General features: G+C 42.9%; 18 protein-coding genes. 12 read left to right on the top strand and 6 right to left on the bottom strand.

The window, feature by feature from the left end:
* Nucleotides 1-60 precede the first annotated feature (60 nt).
* The 6 genes from nifV to KV40_RS32850 all read right to left on the bottom strand — a co-directional run bounded on the left by nifV (nucleotide 61) and on the right by KV40_RS32850 (nucleotide 4,470).
* Nucleotides 61-1,173: a homocitrate synthase gene (nifV, locus tag KV40_RS30470; RefSeq protein WP_036489242.1), complete on the bottom strand. Its 1,113-nt coding sequence runs from the start codon at nucleotides 1,171-1,173 to the stop codon at nucleotides 61-63.
* Between the two features lie 35 nt (nucleotides 1,174-1,208).
* Nucleotides 1,209-1,403, bottom strand: coding sequence for a DUF2949 domain-containing protein (locus KV40_RS30475; RefSeq protein ID WP_036489245.1), 195 nt, complete (start codon nucleotides 1,401-1,403; stop codon nucleotides 1,209-1,211).
* A 76-nt stretch (nucleotides 1,404-1,479) separates the two neighbouring features.
* Complete coding sequence (locus KV40_RS30480) at nucleotides 1,480-2,031, bottom strand: Dps family protein (protein ID WP_036489247.1); 552 nt, start codon at nucleotides 2,029-2,031, stop codon at nucleotides 1,480-1,482.
* Between the two features lie 12 nt (nucleotides 2,032-2,043).
* Complete coding sequence (locus KV40_RS30485) at nucleotides 2,044-2,313, bottom strand: Asr1405/Asl0597 family protein (RefSeq protein WP_036489249.1); 270 nt, start codon at nucleotides 2,311-2,313, stop codon at nucleotides 2,044-2,046.
* Nucleotides 2,306-3,034: a serine O-acetyltransferase gene (gene cysE / locus KV40_RS30490; RefSeq protein WP_036489251.1), complete on the bottom strand. Its 729-nt coding sequence runs from the start codon at nucleotides 3,032-3,034 to the stop codon at nucleotides 2,306-2,308. Before cysE ends, KV40_RS30485 begins: the two co-directional genes overlap by 8 nt.
* A 1,019-nt stretch (nucleotides 3,035-4,053) precedes the next feature.
* On the bottom strand, nucleotides 4,054-4,470 hold the full coding sequence (locus KV40_RS32850; protein ID WP_156114265.1) for an ElyC/SanA/YdcF family protein: 417 nt from the start codon (nucleotides 4,468-4,470) through the stop codon (nucleotides 4,054-4,056).
* Nucleotides 4,471-5,152: 682 nt separating this feature from the next.
* Between KV40_RS32850 and nifB the strand changes: the two genes are divergently transcribed.
* From nifB to KV40_RS30560, 12 genes are all read left to right on the top strand, one after another.
* Complete coding sequence (nifB, locus tag KV40_RS30500; RefSeq protein ID WP_036489253.1) at nucleotides 5,153-6,580, top strand: nitrogenase cofactor biosynthesis protein NifB; 1,428 nt, start codon at nucleotides 5,153-5,155, stop codon at nucleotides 6,578-6,580.
* A 145-nt stretch (nucleotides 6,581-6,725) separates the two neighbouring features.
* The gene (locus tag KV40_RS30505; protein WP_036489254.1) at nucleotides 6,726-6,926 is read left to right on the top strand and encodes a hypothetical protein; all 201 of its coding nucleotides are present in this window, start codon (nucleotides 6,726-6,728) and stop codon (nucleotides 6,924-6,926) included.
* A 14-nt stretch (nucleotides 6,927-6,940) separates the two neighbouring features.
* Complete coding sequence (locus KV40_RS30510) at nucleotides 6,941-7,309, top strand: 4Fe-4S binding protein (protein WP_036489255.1); 369 nt, start codon at nucleotides 6,941-6,943, stop codon at nucleotides 7,307-7,309.
* Nucleotides 7,310-7,354: 45 nt separating this feature from the next.
* On the top strand, nucleotides 7,355-8,560 hold the full coding sequence (gene nifS / locus KV40_RS30515; RefSeq protein WP_036489256.1) for a cysteine desulfurase NifS: 1,206 nt from the start codon (nucleotides 7,355-7,357) through the stop codon (nucleotides 8,558-8,560).
* Between the two features lie 73 nt (nucleotides 8,561-8,633).
* Nucleotides 8,634-9,548, top strand: a complete 915-nt coding sequence (gene nifU / locus KV40_RS30520) for a Fe-S cluster assembly protein NifU (protein WP_036489257.1) — start codon at nucleotides 8,634-8,636, stop codon at nucleotides 9,546-9,548.
* Nucleotides 9,549-10,047: 499 nt separating this feature from the next.
* Entirely contained in the window at nucleotides 10,048-10,926 is an 879-nt protein-coding gene (gene nifH, locus KV40_RS30530) for a nitrogenase iron protein (protein ID WP_036489259.1), read from the top strand.
* 73 nt (nucleotides 10,927-10,999) lie between these two features.
* Nucleotides 11,000-12,445: a nitrogenase molybdenum-iron protein alpha chain gene (gene nifD / locus KV40_RS30535; protein WP_036489262.1), complete on the top strand. Its 1,446-nt coding sequence runs from the start codon at nucleotides 11,000-11,002 to the stop codon at nucleotides 12,443-12,445.
* Nucleotides 12,446-12,640: 195 nt separating this feature from the next.
* A complete protein-coding gene (nifK, locus tag KV40_RS30540) occupies nucleotides 12,641-14,224 on the top strand; it encodes a nitrogenase molybdenum-iron protein subunit beta (protein WP_081942974.1) in 1,584 nt (527 codons plus the stop codon).
* A gap of 130 nt (nucleotides 14,225-14,354) precedes the next feature.
* A complete protein-coding gene (locus KV40_RS30545; RefSeq protein WP_036489264.1) occupies nucleotides 14,355-14,618 on the top strand; it encodes a nitrogen fixation protein NifZ in 264 nt (87 codons plus the stop codon).
* 7 nt (nucleotides 14,619-14,625) lie between these two features.
* Complete coding sequence (locus tag KV40_RS30550; protein WP_036489265.1) at nucleotides 14,626-14,940, top strand: Mo-dependent nitrogenase C-terminal domain-containing protein; 315 nt, start codon at nucleotides 14,626-14,628, stop codon at nucleotides 14,938-14,940.
* Nucleotides 14,941-15,054: 114 nt separating this feature from the next.
* On the top strand, nucleotides 15,055-16,458 hold the full coding sequence (gene nifE / locus KV40_RS30555) for a nitrogenase iron-molybdenum cofactor biosynthesis protein NifE (protein ID WP_036489267.1): 1,404 nt from the start codon (nucleotides 15,055-15,057) through the stop codon (nucleotides 16,456-16,458).
* A 12-nt stretch (nucleotides 16,459-16,470) separates the two neighbouring features.
* On the top strand, nucleotides 16,471-16,997 hold a 527-nt coding region (locus tag KV40_RS30560; RefSeq protein ID WP_036489341.1), incomplete at its 3' end, for a nitrogenase component 1.

Raw genomic sequence — 16,997 nt, forward strand, 5'->3', positions numbered from 1 at the left:
GTTAGTAGATGTCGATCGCTTGTCGTTTGTAATTAAGAGCTACAGACAAACAACAAACGTCTAATGGTTGGGGATCAATCCCAATAACTCATCTGGGGTTAGACTGCGTTTTAACTCGACCGATAAATCGCGCACGGCATCGACAAGCGATCGCGTTTCCTCTAGACTTAGAGCGATGCCATATTGCTTTAACAGGTTAGTAATGAGATGTTTACCAGAGTGTTTGCCAATTACTAACTGGCGTTCGCGTCCTACTTCTTCAGGAGTAAAAGGTTCGTAGGTAGCAGGATTTTGCAGCACTCCATGTCCGTGTATACCAGACTCGTGTGCAAAGGCATTTTTACCGACAATCGCCTTCCAGGGTGGGACATCGCAGCCAGAGGCTTTGACGACAAATTCTGAGATTTCTCTAAATCTAGTGGTATCGATCCCCGTCTTGATGCCATAGATGCGTTTTAATGCCATGATTACTTCTTCTAAAGCAGCATTGCCCGCTCTTTCACCCAAACCATTGACGGTAGTATTGACCGAACTGGCTCCCGCTCTAATTCCCGCTAGGGCGTTAGCGGTTGCCATACCTAAATCGTTGTGGGTGTGCATCTCTACGGGAATGACTAACTTGTTTACTAACCGCTTTACTTTGCTATGGGTAGTCAGGGGATCGAGAATGCCTACCGTATCGCAAAAGCGAAAACGGGATGCTCCCCAATCTTGAGCGGCTAACGCCACATCGAGCAAAAAGCTTTCATCGGCGCGGGAAGAGTCTTCACCACCAACAGAAATATACAAACCGCGATCGCGAGCGTAACCAATTGTATCTCTCAGGCGATCGAAAACTAGCTTACAGTTGCCTTGAAACTTAACCGCAATCTGGATTTCCGATACGGGGACGGATATATGCACCCTTGATAAGCCACAAGCTAGAGAAGCATCGATGTCCGAACGAACGGCACGATTCCAGCCAGTCAGTAGGGTTTTCAAACCCAGGTTAACCATTTGAGTAATAGCTGCGGCTTCGGTGCTACCCATTGCAGGTATACCTACCTCAAGTTCTTGTACGCCAATAGCATCCATTATTGTGGCAAAAATAACTTTTTCGGCTGTGGTAAAAGCTACTCCTGCTGCTTGTTCGCCATCTCGTAAAGTCGTATCGTTAATTTGAATTGGTAGCATATCTAAACCTCAAGTTGCAATTTATGTGTCAACGACTATCGAGTTTCTAACCAATCAAAGATGCGATCTAATCCCGATCGCGACACTAAACCGTATTGCCAGAGCAGCATGGGAATGGGTGCGTTTAATTCTCGATGTTTTTGCACTATTAGAGTGATTTCCGCCGAGGATACTGACAACTCGTCTTGTAAAAACTGTCCTAATTCCGTGACTTCTAAGTTAAATTTCATGACCATTTGTCCTTGGTTAATGGTGGGGAAGAAGTTTGAAAAAAGTGTACTTCTTCAAACTTCTTCCTGCGACTAGCTACTTCTTGCCATTACCGACAAAGGCTATAGTTAGACTGTCGGTAGCGAGGAAGTGGTCGAGATGAAATGCTCTTTCTTCAGTTTCTAGTAAAATCTGCTCGTATAGATGACGAGTGGCGCGATCGCCTACGCTCTCAGCCTGTGCTGCCTGACGGCGAATTAGCTCGATAATTGCTTGTTCTGCTGCTAAGTCGTGTTCGATCATTTGGCGACAGTCAAAAATGCCGTCGTCTTCTGGTGTAAAGCAGCAAAGTTCGGCTAACTTGCTAAAGCTGGCGGCAGGAGTTCCTCCCAAGCCATTTAAGCGTTCGCCTATATCGTGAGCGTGTTCTTGTACGGCATCATAACTTTCTTGAAAATATTGATGGATCGAATAAAATTCCGAACCTTCAACGACAAAGTGATGCTTTTGGTATTGCAGATATAGACCTTGAAAGCTCGCCAGGGCAAAATTCAAGCCTTCACATACGGGAATGACGATCTCTTTGTCTAGACCAATAGGGTTATTGGCAACTTCACCAAAAGCTTGAACTACTAATGTTTGAGTCATGAGTTTGAGTTCCTAATTATTAGTTGTGGATAAAACTTGCGTTGACCAGCATCGCTCTAGCCAGTCGGTTAATTCATAGCGAGTGCTAGTGAATTGTTGTACGGTACTGCGGAGCAAAACGGCATCGATACAGCGATCGATCTCTACCCAGAGCGTGCCATCTTGGGGACACCAGCAGGAAATATTTAGTTCTTGCAGGCGACGATGAACGCTCCAGCGATCGCTACGGTCGATTTTAGCGACCTGACTGACAATGGTATCGGGAGAAGTGAATTTATACATGATTTTGTGGTTGGTAGTGGTTTAATTTCTGTATCTGTTGTTCCAAATTCTCGATGCGACTGAGTAAGGAACGAATGATGTTAGCTTCTGGATCGGGTAGTTTGCCATGTTCTAGAGGGCAACCACGTCCAGCACGGGAAACGATGCGTCCTGGAACTCCTACTACGGTGCAATCATTGGGTACGTCTCGCAAGACGATCGATCCCGCACCAACTCGAACGTTATTACCGATATTAATATTGCCTAAAACTTTTGCACCCGTACCGACGACAACATTTTGTCCGAGGGTCGGATGGCGTTTGCCTGTCTGTTTACCAGTTCCACCCAGGGTAACGTTTTGGTAAATCAAACAATAATCGCCGACGATGGCAGTTTCACCTATTACTACTCCCATCCCGTGATCGATAAATACTCCTTTACCAACACTTGCACCAGGATGAATTTCAATTCCCGTAAAAAATCTTCCCAAGTGAGATAAAAGACGTGGTAATAAGGGAACTTGTTTGTGCCATAGCCAGTTAGCTAATCGATGTAATGCTAGGGCATGAACGCCTGGGTAACAAACTAAGACCTCTAGCCAATTGTTCGCAGCGGGGTCGCGATCGAAAATAATCTCAAAATCTGTCCAGAGGCTTGCTAGCCAGGGAATGTTTGCCAACAATTTAATCGACTTGCTTTGTATTCTCTCTAGTTTTCTGTTGAGTGTTAGTGGCTGTTGCATAGTTCCGATGGGAGAAGTAGGGTGGATCGTCAGTCACTGGTCTTTTTTGTGTCTTTCAAAATTCGTATTGGTGAGTAACAAATGATGAATGACTAAATAACTTGTTGTAATTTATTCAATGTAATTCTTATACCAACCCCCCAAATCATGGTTTTGGCAATAGACAAAGGTTAGATTGATTAGATTTATTGATTTGTACTTATAGATCTAAAACTCTCTGTAGATAAACGTTTCAGCAATCTATATTTTTTTTTCTAGGTATGGCTACTGGTATTTTCACCAACTGGTTCTAGTATTGTTTAGTAAAGGTATTAGTATTTCGTACTCAAAACAATATTTTCTCTAACCAAGTCAGAATCAGAAATAGATCGAAATTTTGATGCAAAAAATAGGTATACGTTTGACAAAATTAAAGATACTAAGACAAAACTCAGACAATATAAGGTTTGTAGCTGTTGTTACTTTTTTGTCAAAGCGATCGCAAACAAATACCAAACTCAGGAAAATAATAATGTTAATTTAGATACGGATTCGAGACAAAAACCGAATTCCGCAACAGAAATTGAATTCCGTGACGCTTCTGGAGGGGTCTGAMAAGCCACTCCAGTTTTTTATTTTTTGTCATTTAGGCGATCCGACAGTAAACGGACAAAAAACAACGGTGAACGTATAACTAGAATTATTTAGCCAGATTTTTTTCTTAAACTGTACGTATAAGAGATATTCTACGTTTAGTTTTGTCTAACTGAGCGTATAATTCGACCAAAAACCATCAATTATCTCTCAAAAAACTGCTCGTATAATTAGTGGACACTTTTAGTAGTCTTTTTGAAATTACTCTGTGAAGTATTTATGGGAATTTTTTAAACCCTTATGGGATAAAGATTATAGGATTTTGTCTCATCGAATTATACGTCGGGCGTTGTTTATTGTCCGATTGCTGTTTCAACGCCATTTAAAGGCAGGAGGCAGAGAGCGGAGGTGTTTTTTGAGTAAGAGTAATCTCTCTACTTTGACTTTCACATTTCAACTTCAATATCTATTAACTGTCCCTCACGAACAAATTTTACGAGGTTGGTTATTTCTTTCATGACATAGCTGTGAGATTCTGAATATTTCCACCAATTATCTGGCTGATGCTGTTTGTAGTTGGCAGGACACCATATGTATTTTACCCATTGGGGATAATATGTTTTGAGGGTAAGCATTGCTCTTTTGTAGTGCCAGGGAATACTAACAACCAAAAGATTTTTGATTGTATGAATACCAAATTTATCTTCCAATACAAACAAAGAGGCAATCACACCATCTTTTGAATGATTTGAACGGTCTTCAACTAAAATTTTGTCTCCTGGAATGTCAAATTTCAGAGCATTATCTCGCATTGTCCAAGATAAAGGATAAGTGTACTTACCCAGAAATGTTGAATCTAGCAACAGTACGATTAAGCTTACGCCTAGCCTTTGGATCGCATTTATAGTAGGGATTTACTGTACCAATGAAATAATCGGCAAAATAGGCTGTTCCTTGGTGTGATTAATACCCTATTTATTTCCCTAACTTTTTACTCCCTTATTACCCTATTCAAGCGATCGCTAAAAATTATTTCTATAAAAATAGTAAAATTGGATACAAAATCTCTATTTTTTGTTATTCTTGTATTAATTTGTTTGTGGATTATCAGTCATTAGTCGCCTGCGATCGCTCTCCTCACGAATCGATTGAGTATAAAAATTTCTCCTAAAAAACAGAGAGCGATAATTGCTTGAAACTCAAGTCAGCAATAGGATTTAAGCCGAGTAGAGCAAATACCAGAGACTTGAGAAATAAATACTAACCCCCCATCATCAAAATACTAGTACCCAATACCCATAAAAAAAAATTATTCTTTATCTAACAGGGCTTTGAGACTCTGAGTACAGCCTAATAAATTCAATAAAACTAACCGAGTGCAAGTTTTATATACAGCCAAAAATCGGATGATATAACTTCAATAACATCTCGAACATCTAGATTTTGCTGATAGTAAATCGTCAATTTGTAAGAAAAATTTAGAGTTCGATTCAGTCTTATTTAATTTCTGTCTCAATCCACCTATTATTTGCGGAATTTAATTCAATGTCACCAACTACCAGCACTACTATTACGCCAGAATCTAAGGTCAAGGAAAAGAAATCTTCTAAAGGCTGTGGATGTAGTTCACCTACTCCCCAACAAATCGACCCTAAGATTCAAGAAAGAATTGAAAAGCATCCCTGCTACAGCGAAGAAGCACACCACCATTACGCACGGATGCACGTAGCAGTCGCACCAGCTTGTAACATTCAGTGTAATTATTGCAATCGCAAATATGACTGTGCCAACGAAAGTCGTCCTGGGGTAGTTAGCGAACTACTCACTCCCGAAGAAGCAGCACACAAAGTGTTGGTAATTGCGGGCAAAATTCCGCAAATGACTGTTTTAGGTATTGCTGGACCTGGCGATCCTCTAGCTAATCCCAAGCAAACCTTCCGTACCTTTGAATTAATAGCCGATAAAGCACCAGATATCAAACTGTGCTTATCCACCAACGGTTTAATGCTTCCCGACCACGTACAGCAAATCAAAGACCTCAATGTCGATCACGTCACCATTACTATTAATATGGTAGACCCCGAAGTAGGAACCAAAATTTATCCTTGGGTACGCTACAATCGCAAACGTTGGAAAGGAGTAGAAGCAGCACAGTTACTTCACGAGCGTCAGATGGAAGGCTTACAGGCATTACAAGAAGCCGACATCCTCTGCAAAGTCAACTCGGTAATGATTCCAGGAATCAACGATGAACACTTAGTAGAAGTAGATGAAGTGATTCGTTCTAAAGGTGCATTTTTACATAATATAATGCCCTTAATTTCCGCACCCGAACACGGTACTTACTTTGGTTTGACAGGACAGAGAGGTCCTACACCGAAAGAATTAAAAGCACTACAAGATAGTTGTTCGGGTAACATGAAAATGATGCGCCACTGCCGTCAGTGTCGTGCCGATGCGGTAGGTTTATTAGGTGAAGACCGTTCTCAGGAATTTACCAAAGAAAAATTCCTCGAAATGACTCCCGAATACGACCTGGAAAAACGCCAAGAAGTTCACGCAGGTATCAAACAGATTAAAGATGCCATGCAGGCTGCCAAAGCAGCAAGAGCGGCTAAAAAACAATCGAGAGGCGAGAAAATCTTGGTTGCAGTAGCTACTAAAGGCGGCGGTGTAGTCAATCAGCACTTCGGACACGCCAAAGAATTCCAAATCTTTGAAGTTGATGGCGTAGACGTTAAATTTGTCGGACACCGCAAAGTAGACCATTATTGTCAGGGTGGTTATGGCGAAGATGCAACTCTAGATAATATCATTGGTGCAATTAAAGATTGCAAAGCCGTTCTCGCTTCAAAAATTGGCGACTGTCCTCAAGGAATGCTGAGAGATGCAGGTGTAGAACCAGTTCAAGGTTACGACACCATCGATAAAATTGCCTTGGAATACTACCAAAAGTTTGTCACTAGTCATTAGTTATTGGTCATTACAAGGCAGGAGGCAGAAGGCAGAAGGCAGAAAATTGCACTGCTACCAAGACTTCTAACTCAGACTAGTCGCTCGCCGAATAACGAATGATAAAGGACCAATGACCGACAACCAATAATCGAGGACAACAACCATGATTGATTCCCAAAATCGAACGAGCGATCGCTATTGGTTTAAAGACGGTCGAAAGCTAGTTCAACAACAAGCTAGTATTTCTCCCACACACAGTCTCTGTATTAATTGTTCTGACTATTACGAGATACCTCCCTGTCAGACTAACTTGAATACCGATAGTGGTTGTTTTCCCAGTCTCATCAATCCAGAACGCAATTAAGCAGGAGTAAGACCATGACTTACGCTATCTCTGACCAATGTATCGCTTGCGAAAAATGCTTACCCCACTGTCCCACAGAAGCAATTTCCAAAAATAGCAGCGGTAAATTCTCAATTGACCCCAATCTATGTAATGACTGCGTTGGCTATTATGGAGTAGCTCAATGTATGGCAGGCTGTCCTACCTCTAACGGTTGCACTCCTACAATCTCTAGTTTGATTAAATCGTTTCAAACGGATCGGACTACTACCAATTATTGGGATAACTGGTTTGCAACCTACGATCGCGCGATCGCTAGATTGAAAGCCAAACAAGAAACAAAATACTGGCAGCAGTGGTTTGATACCTATTCTCAAAAATTAGACCTGCTGCTACATAACTAAAAGCTCGTTTAAACCAAGTCACGGAATATTTAATGAGAAAGAGCAATGAATGACTGCATTTATCTCGACAACAACGCTACGACCAAAATAGATGAAGATGTTTTAGCAGCAATGCTACCCTATCTCAGCATCTATTATGGCAACCCTTCTAGTATGCATACCTTTGGCGGACAAGTCGGTCGCGCCGTCAGAAATGCCAGAAAACAAGTAGCTTCGCTTTTAGGATCGGAAGATTCCGAAATTATCTTTACCAGTTGCGGCACTGAGGGAGATAATGCAGCCATTCTTGCCGCTTTAAAAGCTCAACCAAATAAAAAACATATTATTACTACCGAAGTAGAGCATCCCGCGATTTTAAATCTCTGCCGCCGATTGGAAAGAGATGGCTACACCGTTACCTATCTTTCGGTAAATAGCCAAGGACAGCTAGATTTAGATGAGCTAGAAGCCTCTCTAACTGGCAACACGGCAGTAGTGTCTGTCATGTATGCCAACAACGAAACTGGTGTAATTTTCCCTGTTGAGGAAATCGGACGCATCGTTAAAGAATATGGCGCGTTATTTCATGTCGATGCGGTACAAGCTGTAGGGAAAATTCCCCTCGATATGAAAACTAGCGCGATCGATCTACTAACAATCTCTGGTCATAAAATTCACGCTCCTAAAGGCATTGGTGCTTTATATGTGCGTAAAGGTGTTAGATTTCGTCCTTTGTTAATTGGCGGACACCAAGAACGAGGACGTAGAGGCGGTACGGAAAATGTAGCGGGTATAGTTGCCTTGGGTCAAGCAGCCGAATTGGCACAACAACATCTTGTAGATATCGGTCGGGAAAAAATACTGCGGGATAAACTCGAACAAGGTATTCTCGCTACTATTCCCAATACGGTAATCAATGGCGATCCAGTTAATCGTTTACCCAACACTACTAACATTGGCTTTAAATACATTGAAGGAGAAGCAATCTTACTTTCTCTAGACGAGTATGGCATCTGTGCCTCTTCTGGTTCGGCCTGTACCTCTGGTTCTCTCGAACCCTCTCACGTACTCAGAGCTTTGGGACTGCCCTATAGCGTACTGCATGGTTCGATTCGCTTTAGCCTTTCCCGTTTTACTACCGAAACCGAAATCGATCGCGTCTTGGAAGTTCTGCCAGGCATCATCAACCGCCTCCGCGAACTTTCTCCCTTTAACAGCGACGATGCCGACTGGCTCAAAGAACAAGAAGCAGCCGTACTTGCCGTTCGCTAAATTGTACGGGCAAGGCACTGCTTTGCCCCCTACGAAAAATTGATAACTGATAACTGATAACTGGTAACTGAAAATGTGGGACTATACAGACAAAGTAATGGAACACTTCCATAACCCCCGCAATCAAGGCAAGATTACGGAGAAACAGGAAGGAGAAAAAATCGTCACTGGAGAAGTAGGCAGCATTGCCTGTGGAGATGCTCTTAAGCTACACCTTAAAATCGACGAAGCGACTCAAATTATTGAAGATGCTAGATTTCAAACCTTTGGCTGCGCCAGCGCGATCGCCTCGTCTTCGGCTCTAACCGAATTACTCAAAGGCAGAAAAGTCGAAGAAGCTCTCAAACTTACCAACAGAGAAATTGCCGACTCTTTAGGCGGCTTACCCGAAGAAAAGATGCACTGTTCAGTAATGGGACAGGAAGCTTTAGAAGCTGCTATCTTTAACTACAAAGGCATTCCTCTCGACACCCACGAAGAAGATGAAGGAAATCTTATATGTCGCTGTTTTGGTGTCACCGATACAAAAATCAAACGCATAATTCGCGAGAATGGACTTACAAGTGCAGAACAAGTAACCAACTACGTTAAAGCAGGGGGTGGATGTAGCTCTTGTTTACCAGATATTGACGACCTGCTAACGGAAATAGCTACCGAAAAAGAAACCAGTGTAGCGGTAGCAACCCAAGTTTGGCAGGACACTAATCTCATTCCCGCACCAACAACTCCAACTACGACAGCCACAAAAACTTTAACCAATCTCCAAAAAATCACCTTAATTCAACGAGTAATCGACGAAGAAATTCGACCAGTTCTAGCTGTAGATGGCGGCGATATGGAGCTATTCGACATTGAAGGAGATGTCGTCAAAGTTATTCTCAAAGGTGCTTGTAGCGGCTGTGCTTCTTCTACTGAAACTTTAAAACTTGCCATTGAAGCCACTTTGCAAGACCGAGTATTGCCTACTTTAACTGTCGAATCAGTCTAATTAAGTAATAAGTAGTGAGTAATTAAGTAATAAGTAATTACTGTTATTTTTTTTATTTCACTTACTCCCCTACTTTCCTAAACCCTTACTTCCCCAGATAAAATGCACACTTCCAACCCCCATAACTACGGAGAGCGATCGCCACCAGCGTAGTTCTCATCGGGATTTAAGATTGGCATTTGATAAAGCTTAAAGTTCGCAGGAAACGAAATTTTCCATCCCAGTCAAACTAACTACTAACTGTCTTTATCTAGCTCCAATTTACAATCCTTCTCGGTTAGAACCACTTCTTGTACTCTATATTTTCAGCACACATTTTCTCCCAACTCAACCTCTCTCTTAGATATACAGACGATCGTAACTTTCAAGAATTGAGGATTCGCAGAGACGTAATTCTCCCAACTCAATACAACAAGACTCAAATCTTGGTTTGCATCATCTGTAATTACTTTCTTAATTTCAACTTTCCACCAAACACTAAACATAGCGAGAAATAACCATGAGACAAATTGCATTCTACGGAAAAGGCGGTATCGGTAAGTCCACTACTTCTCAAAACACCATTGCTGCACTTTCAGAAACTCAAAGAGTCATGATCGTAGGTTGTGACCCCAAAGCAGACTCTACTCGCTTAATGCTTCACTCTAAAGCTCAGACTACTATTCTCCACTTAGCAGCCGAAAGAGGTTCAGTCGAAGACCTCGAACTAGAAGAAGTATTACTCACTGGCTACAACAACGTGCGTTGCGTTGAGTCTGGCGGTCCCGAACCTGGTGTAGGCTGTGCGGGTCGCGGTATTATCACTGCTATCAACTTCCTCGAAGAAGAAGGTGCTTACGAAGATCTAGATTTAGTATCCTACGACGTATTGGGTGACGTTGTTTGCGGTGGTTTTGCTATGCCCATCCGTGAAGGTAAAGCCCAAGAAATCTACATTGTTACTTCTGGTGAAATGATGGCAATGTACGCCGCCAACAATATCGCTCGCGGTATTCTCAAATATGCTCACTCTGGCGGTGTTCGTTTGGGCGGTTTGATCTGCAACAGCCGTAAAGTTGACCGCGAAATCGAACTAATCGAAGCTTTAGCTGAAAAACTCGGTACTCAAATGATTCACTATATTCCTCGCGACAACGTGGTTCAAAGAGCAGAATTACGTCGTATGACTGTTATTGAGTACGAACCCGATCACCCTCAAGCTGGTGAATACCGTGCTTTAGCTCGCAAAATCGAACATAATACCAACTTAGTAATTCCTACTCCCATCAGCATGGATGAACTCGAAGAGTTATTAGTTGAATATGGATTTATGGATTCTGACGCAGAATACCAAAAAGCGATCGAAGCTGATAAAGCTGCTGCTGCTGCTGCCAAATAATTCTGTAAAGGGTATGGCAATGCCATACCCTCTCAAACCCGATACCTAATAACCGAACTAAGGGGTGAACATCATGTCAACTGTAGAAAAGAACAAAAAACTGATCGAAGAGGTATTAGAAGCCTATCCTGAAAAGGCAGCTAAAAGACGTTCTAAGCACCTCGATGTATATGAAGAAAATAATTCTGACTGTGGCGTAAAATCTAATAAAAAATCCGTACCTGGGGTAATGACCACTCGTGGTTGTGCTTATGCAGGAGCCAAAGGAGTAGTCTGGGGTCCGGTTAAAGACATGATCCATATCAGTCACGGTCCTGTAGGTTGCGGTTACTATTCCTGGTCTGGTCGTCGTAATTACTACATTGGAACCACTGGCGTAGATACCTTCGGTACGATGCAGTTTACTTCAGATTTCCAAGAAAGAGATATCGTTTTTGGTGGTGACAAAAAACTAGCCAAACTAATCGACGAACTAGAAATACTATTCCCCTTAAGCCAAGGCACTACTATTGAATCTGAATGTCCTATCGGTCTGATTGGGGATGATATTGAAGCGGTTGCTCGGAAGAAAGCCACAGACACTGGCAAACCAGTAGTTCCCGTTCGTTGTGAAGGTTTTAGAGGTGTTTCTCAGTCTTTAGGACACCACATTGCTAACGATACAGTCCGTGACTGGGTATTACCCAAAGCTGATGAATATCGCAAAACTCCTGAAGGATATGAACCAGGTCCTTATGATGTCAACATTATCGGTGACTACAACATCGGTGGTGATGCTTGGCCCAGCAGAAGACTACTAGAAGCTATTGGTTTGCGCGTAATTTCTCAATTCTCTGGAGACGGTACATTTAACGAGGTGGTCATGACTCCACTAGCTAAAATGAACCTAATCCACTGCTATCGGTCGATGAACTATATCTGCCGTCATATGGAAGAGAAATATGGTATTCCCTGGTTAGAATACAATTTCTTCGGTCCTACTCAAATTGCTAAATCTTTACGTAAGATTGCAGCTCAATTTGACGAAACTATCCAAGAAAAAGCCGAGCAGGTAATTGCCGAACACCAAGCACAAATGGATGAAGTTGTAGCTAAATACGGTCCACGCCTCGAAGGCAAAAAAGTAATGATGATGGTTGGTGGACTGCGTCCCCGTCACGTAATTCCAGCTTTTGAAGACTTAGGCATGAACGTGATCGGTACTGGCTACGAGTTTGGTCATGGCGACGACTACAAACGCACCGCAGATTACGTTAAAGACGGCACGGTTATCTACGATGATGTCAGCGGTCATGAATTTGAAGAATTTGCCAAAAAACTAAATCCCGACTTGATTGCAGCAGGAATTAAGGAAAAATATGTCTTCCAGAAAATGGCATTACCTTTCCGTCAAATGCACTCTTGGGATTATTCAGGTCCCTATCACGGTTATGAAGGATTTGCTGTATTTGCCCGCGATATGGATTTAGCAATCAACAACCCCACTTGGGATTTAATTAACAATCCTTGGGATAAATAAAAGGCAGGGGGACGGGGCGTACAAGCTTTTGAGGAAATCTCAAAAGACAGCCCCTCCAGAGGGCAGAAGGAAATTTAAGCTGCTGCTCCACTCTACCTACTTCAAATCGATATTAATCGCTCGTTAGCAGTCTATGAAGCGAAACGAACAACGAGCGACGATGACAAATGACAGATAAAAGGATAAGTAATAGTCATGACTGAGAATACTGAAAACAACGTTAATGCTCCTGTAGCTTCAGAACCAGCTTCCGAGCCAGGTGTAATCCAAGACCACTTCGATTTATTTCAAACCGATACTTATCAAGATTTATTTGAATACAAACGCCAGTTTGAAGGCGCACATAGCCCTGAAGAAGTATCCCGCATCGCTGAATGGACGAAAAGTTGGGATTATCGCGAGAAAAACTTTTCCCGTGAAGCTCTAACCGTCAACCCTGCTAAAGCTTGCCAACCTCTAGGTTCTTTGTTTGTGGCGGCTGGTTTTGAAGGTACTTTACCCTACTCTCACGGTTCCCAAGGCTGCGTTGCTTATTTCCGCACCCACCTAACTCGTAACTTTAAAGAACCCTTCCAAGCTGTCTCTTCCTCGATGACTGAGGATGCAGCAGTATTCGGCGGACTCAAAAACATGGTAGATGGGCTGGCAAACTCCTATCAACTGTACAAGCCCAAAATGATTGCCCTTTGCACCACCTGTATGGCAGAGGTAATCGGTGATGATTTGGGTTCATTTATTCAAACCTCGAAAAACGAGGGTTCGATTCCTCAAGACTTTCCCGTACCCTACGCCCACACTCCTAGCTTTGTCGGCTCTCACATTACTGGTTACGACAATATGCTCAAGGGTATTTTAGAATGCTTGACTGAAGGCAAGAAAACCGAAACTACCAACGGTAAGTATAACTTTAACTTAGGGTTCGATCCCTATATTGGCAATATTCGCGAACTAAAACGGATTCTCAAGTTATTTGGTATCGACTACACCGTGCTTTCTGACAATGCCGATGCTTTTGATTCTCCCAATACTGGGGAATTCAAAATGTACAACGGTCTGACCACTCTCGAAGAAGCTGGTGACTCGATCAATTCTGAAGGTACATTTTTCTTCCAAAAATACACTACTCCCAAAACTCAAGACTACATCGAAAAAGAATGGGGACAGTCTACCTATAATGTCCGTCCCTTCGGTATTCGCGGTACTGACGAGTTTCTAACTAAATTATCCGAACTAACTGGCAAACCCGTACCCCAAGAATTGATAGAGGAAAGAGGACGTGCAGTCGATGCGATCAACGATTCTCAAGCTTGGATTCACGGCAAACGCATCGCTCTCTACGGCGATCCCGATCATGTATTTGGTTTGGTTAACTTTTTACTAGAATTAGGCGCAGAACCAGTTCATATCGTCGTTACCAACAGCAATCCAGAATTTGAGGAAGAACTACAAGCCGTTCTCGATGCCAGTCCCTACGGTAAAGGTGCTACTATCTGGGGCAAAAAAGACCTCTGGCACTTACGTAGTCTTATCTTCACCGAACCCGTAGATCTCTTGATTGGCAACTCTTACGGTAAGTACCTCTGGCGCGACACCCATACTCCTCTAGTCCGCATTGGCTATCCGATCTTCGATCGCCACCACATGCACCGTTATGAAACTATGGGTTACAGAGGCACGCTCAACCTCCATAACTGGATCGTTAACACCATCCTCGACGAACTCGATCGCCAGACGATTATTCCCGCTAAAACTGATATTTCTTTCGATCTGATTCGTTAATAATAGTTTGGAGGTAGGAGGCAGAAGGCAGAGGGCAGAAGGAAATTTTTCCTGCGATCGCCAAACTAAGTAAAATATATTACTTATTCCCTACTGCCTTTTACTTTCTATCAACATAAGGAAATTGATTATGAAACTAGGCGAAGTAGAACTCGATCGCGAACCAGATTTTCCACTCGAAGCCAAAGTTAGAGTCCGTAAAAAGATTCGTAACGACGGTACTTTTCCAGGCAGACAAGTAGGCGAAACCTTAGCTAATAAAGGAGATGAAGGTTACATAATTTCTATCGGTACCTATCTCCAAACCGCCTATATATATTCGGTTCATTTTTTAGAAACTAATAACGTCGTGGGTTGCCTGGGGAAAGAATTAGAACTGGTTTCAAAACCTTGAGGCAATTATGATTACTCGAACTCGAAACCAATTTTACTCAGCAAACCCTTTTAAAAAATTCCCTCTCGATCCTTTTTATCCCCTCCGTCGCTGGGTAAACAGCATCGAAGTTACTAACGACAAATTCGCGCATTTTCTTTGTAATTTAATTCCCTGTACCTGTCCCTTTGAGCGCGATGTAAAGCTCTTTAGCAAAACCTTTCACATTCCCGCTCTGTGCAAACTCAATCCTCTCTATAACGAAGTTGTCAGTCTGCGCCTCCGCGCCCTTACTTATTTAGAAGGTGACTGTGGCGAAGATATTACCAAATATATCTGTTAATTGTTAGGCGATCGCCCACTAATCGTAAGGTGGGCAAAGATAACTTACTGAAAATCTGCGATCGGTAGCTAGAGAAATTTGCCCACCCTACCTATCACTAACCAAGAAGGAACTATGAAACTCACCAAAGGCAAAATCGCCGACCTTTTGAACGAACCAGGTTGCGAACACAATCATAAAAAAGAACCAGGTAAAAACAAAGCCTGCAAACAGCAAGCCCAACCAGGAGCGGCTCAGGGAGGTTGTGCCTTTGATGGAGCTTCGATCGCTCTCGTTCCCATTACCGATGCGGCTCATCTGGTTCACGGACCGATCGCCTGTGCGGGTAATTCTTGGGGCAGTCGCGGTAGTTTATCTTCGGGTGCCACTACCTATAAAATGGGTTTTACGACAGATATCAGCGAAAATGACATTATTTTTGGCGGCGAGAAAAAGCTGTATAAGGCGATCGCTCAAGTGATTAAACGCTATCAGCCTCCTGCGGTCTTTGTTTACTCTACCTGCGTAACTGCTCTAATTGGCGACGATCTAGATGCAGTGTGCGAAGTAGCGACCAATAAGTTTAATACTCCCATCATTCCCGTTAATTCTCCTGGTTTTGTCGGCAGTAAAAACTTAGGGAATAGATTGGCTGGAGAATCTTTATTAGATTACGTGGTCGGTACTGCCGAACCCGAATACACTACTCCTTACGACATCAATCTAATCGGGGAATACAACATTGCTGGGGAACTTTGGGGCGTATTGCCGCTTTTTGAAAAAGTAGGCATTCGCGTACTCTCCAAAATAACTGGAGATGCAACCTTTGAAGAGATTCGCTACGCCCATCGTGCCAAGCTCAACGTCATGATTTGCTCCAAAGCCCTGATTAATATGGGGCGTAAAATGGAGGAACGTTATGGTATTCCCTATATTGAAGAATCTTTCTACGGCATTGCCGATATGAACCGTTGCTTGCGAAATATTGCCGCCAAAATTGGGGATGATGCCCTAAAACAACGGGTAGAAGTAGTAATTGCCGAAGAAACTGCCAAACTGGATGTCGCCCTCGCGCCCTATCGTACCAGACTTGAAGGTAAGCGGATGGTGTTATATACCGGGGGAGTTAAAAGCTGGTCGGTAATTTCCGCCGCACAAGATTTAGGAATGCACGTAGCCGCCACTAGTACTAAGAAGAGTACTGAAGAAGATAAAGCCAAAATCAGACAATTATTGGGTAAAGACGGCATCGAACTGGCTAAAGGTAACGCTAAAGAGCTATTAAAAGTAATTGCCAAAACTAAAGCCGATATGCTTGTAGCGGGGGGACGCAACCAATACACCGCTCTCAAAGCCCGTATTCCCTTCCTCGATATCAACCAAGAACGTCATACTCCCTATGCGGGATACGTCGGACTGATTGAAATGGCAAAAGAATTCGATCGCGCCCTCCACAGTCCTATCTGGCAACAGGTCAGACAGCCAGCACCTTGGTCATCGAACAATGAACATTCTGCACTGATAAATGATAAATGTTAAATGGTAAATAAAATGACTACCATCACCCGCAACAAAAAATCCGTCGCTGTCAATCCTCTCAAACAGAGTCCACCTTTAGGTGCAGCCTTGGCTTTCTTGGGATTGAAAGGAATCGTACCTTTGTTTCACGGTTCTCAAGGCTGTACGGCGTTTGCCAAGGTATTGTTGGTACGGCATTTCCGCGAGGCGATCCCTCTAGCAACTACAGCAATGACCGAGGTTTCGACGATTTTGGGTGGTGAGGAAAATATCGAACAGGCAATATTAACCCTAGTAGAAAAAGCCCAACCCGATCTACTAGGTTTGCTAACGACAGGATTAACCGAAACGCGGGGGGATGATATGGACGGCATCCTCAAAACTATTCGTCAGCGACATCCCGAATTAAATTATTTACCCATTATCTTTGTTTCCACGCCCGACTATAAGGGTGCATTGCAAGATGGGTTTGCGGCGGCGGTACAGTCTATTGTGGCTGAAGACTACGGTACCCCTGTAGGGGAGATTCGCGAATTGCCCCTACGGCAGGTAACGATTTT

This window comes from Myxosarcina sp. GI1, assembly GCF_000756305.1.
In the GTDB taxonomy this organism is placed as follows: Bacteria; Cyanobacteriota; Cyanobacteriia; order Cyanobacteriales; family Xenococcaceae; genus Myxosarcina.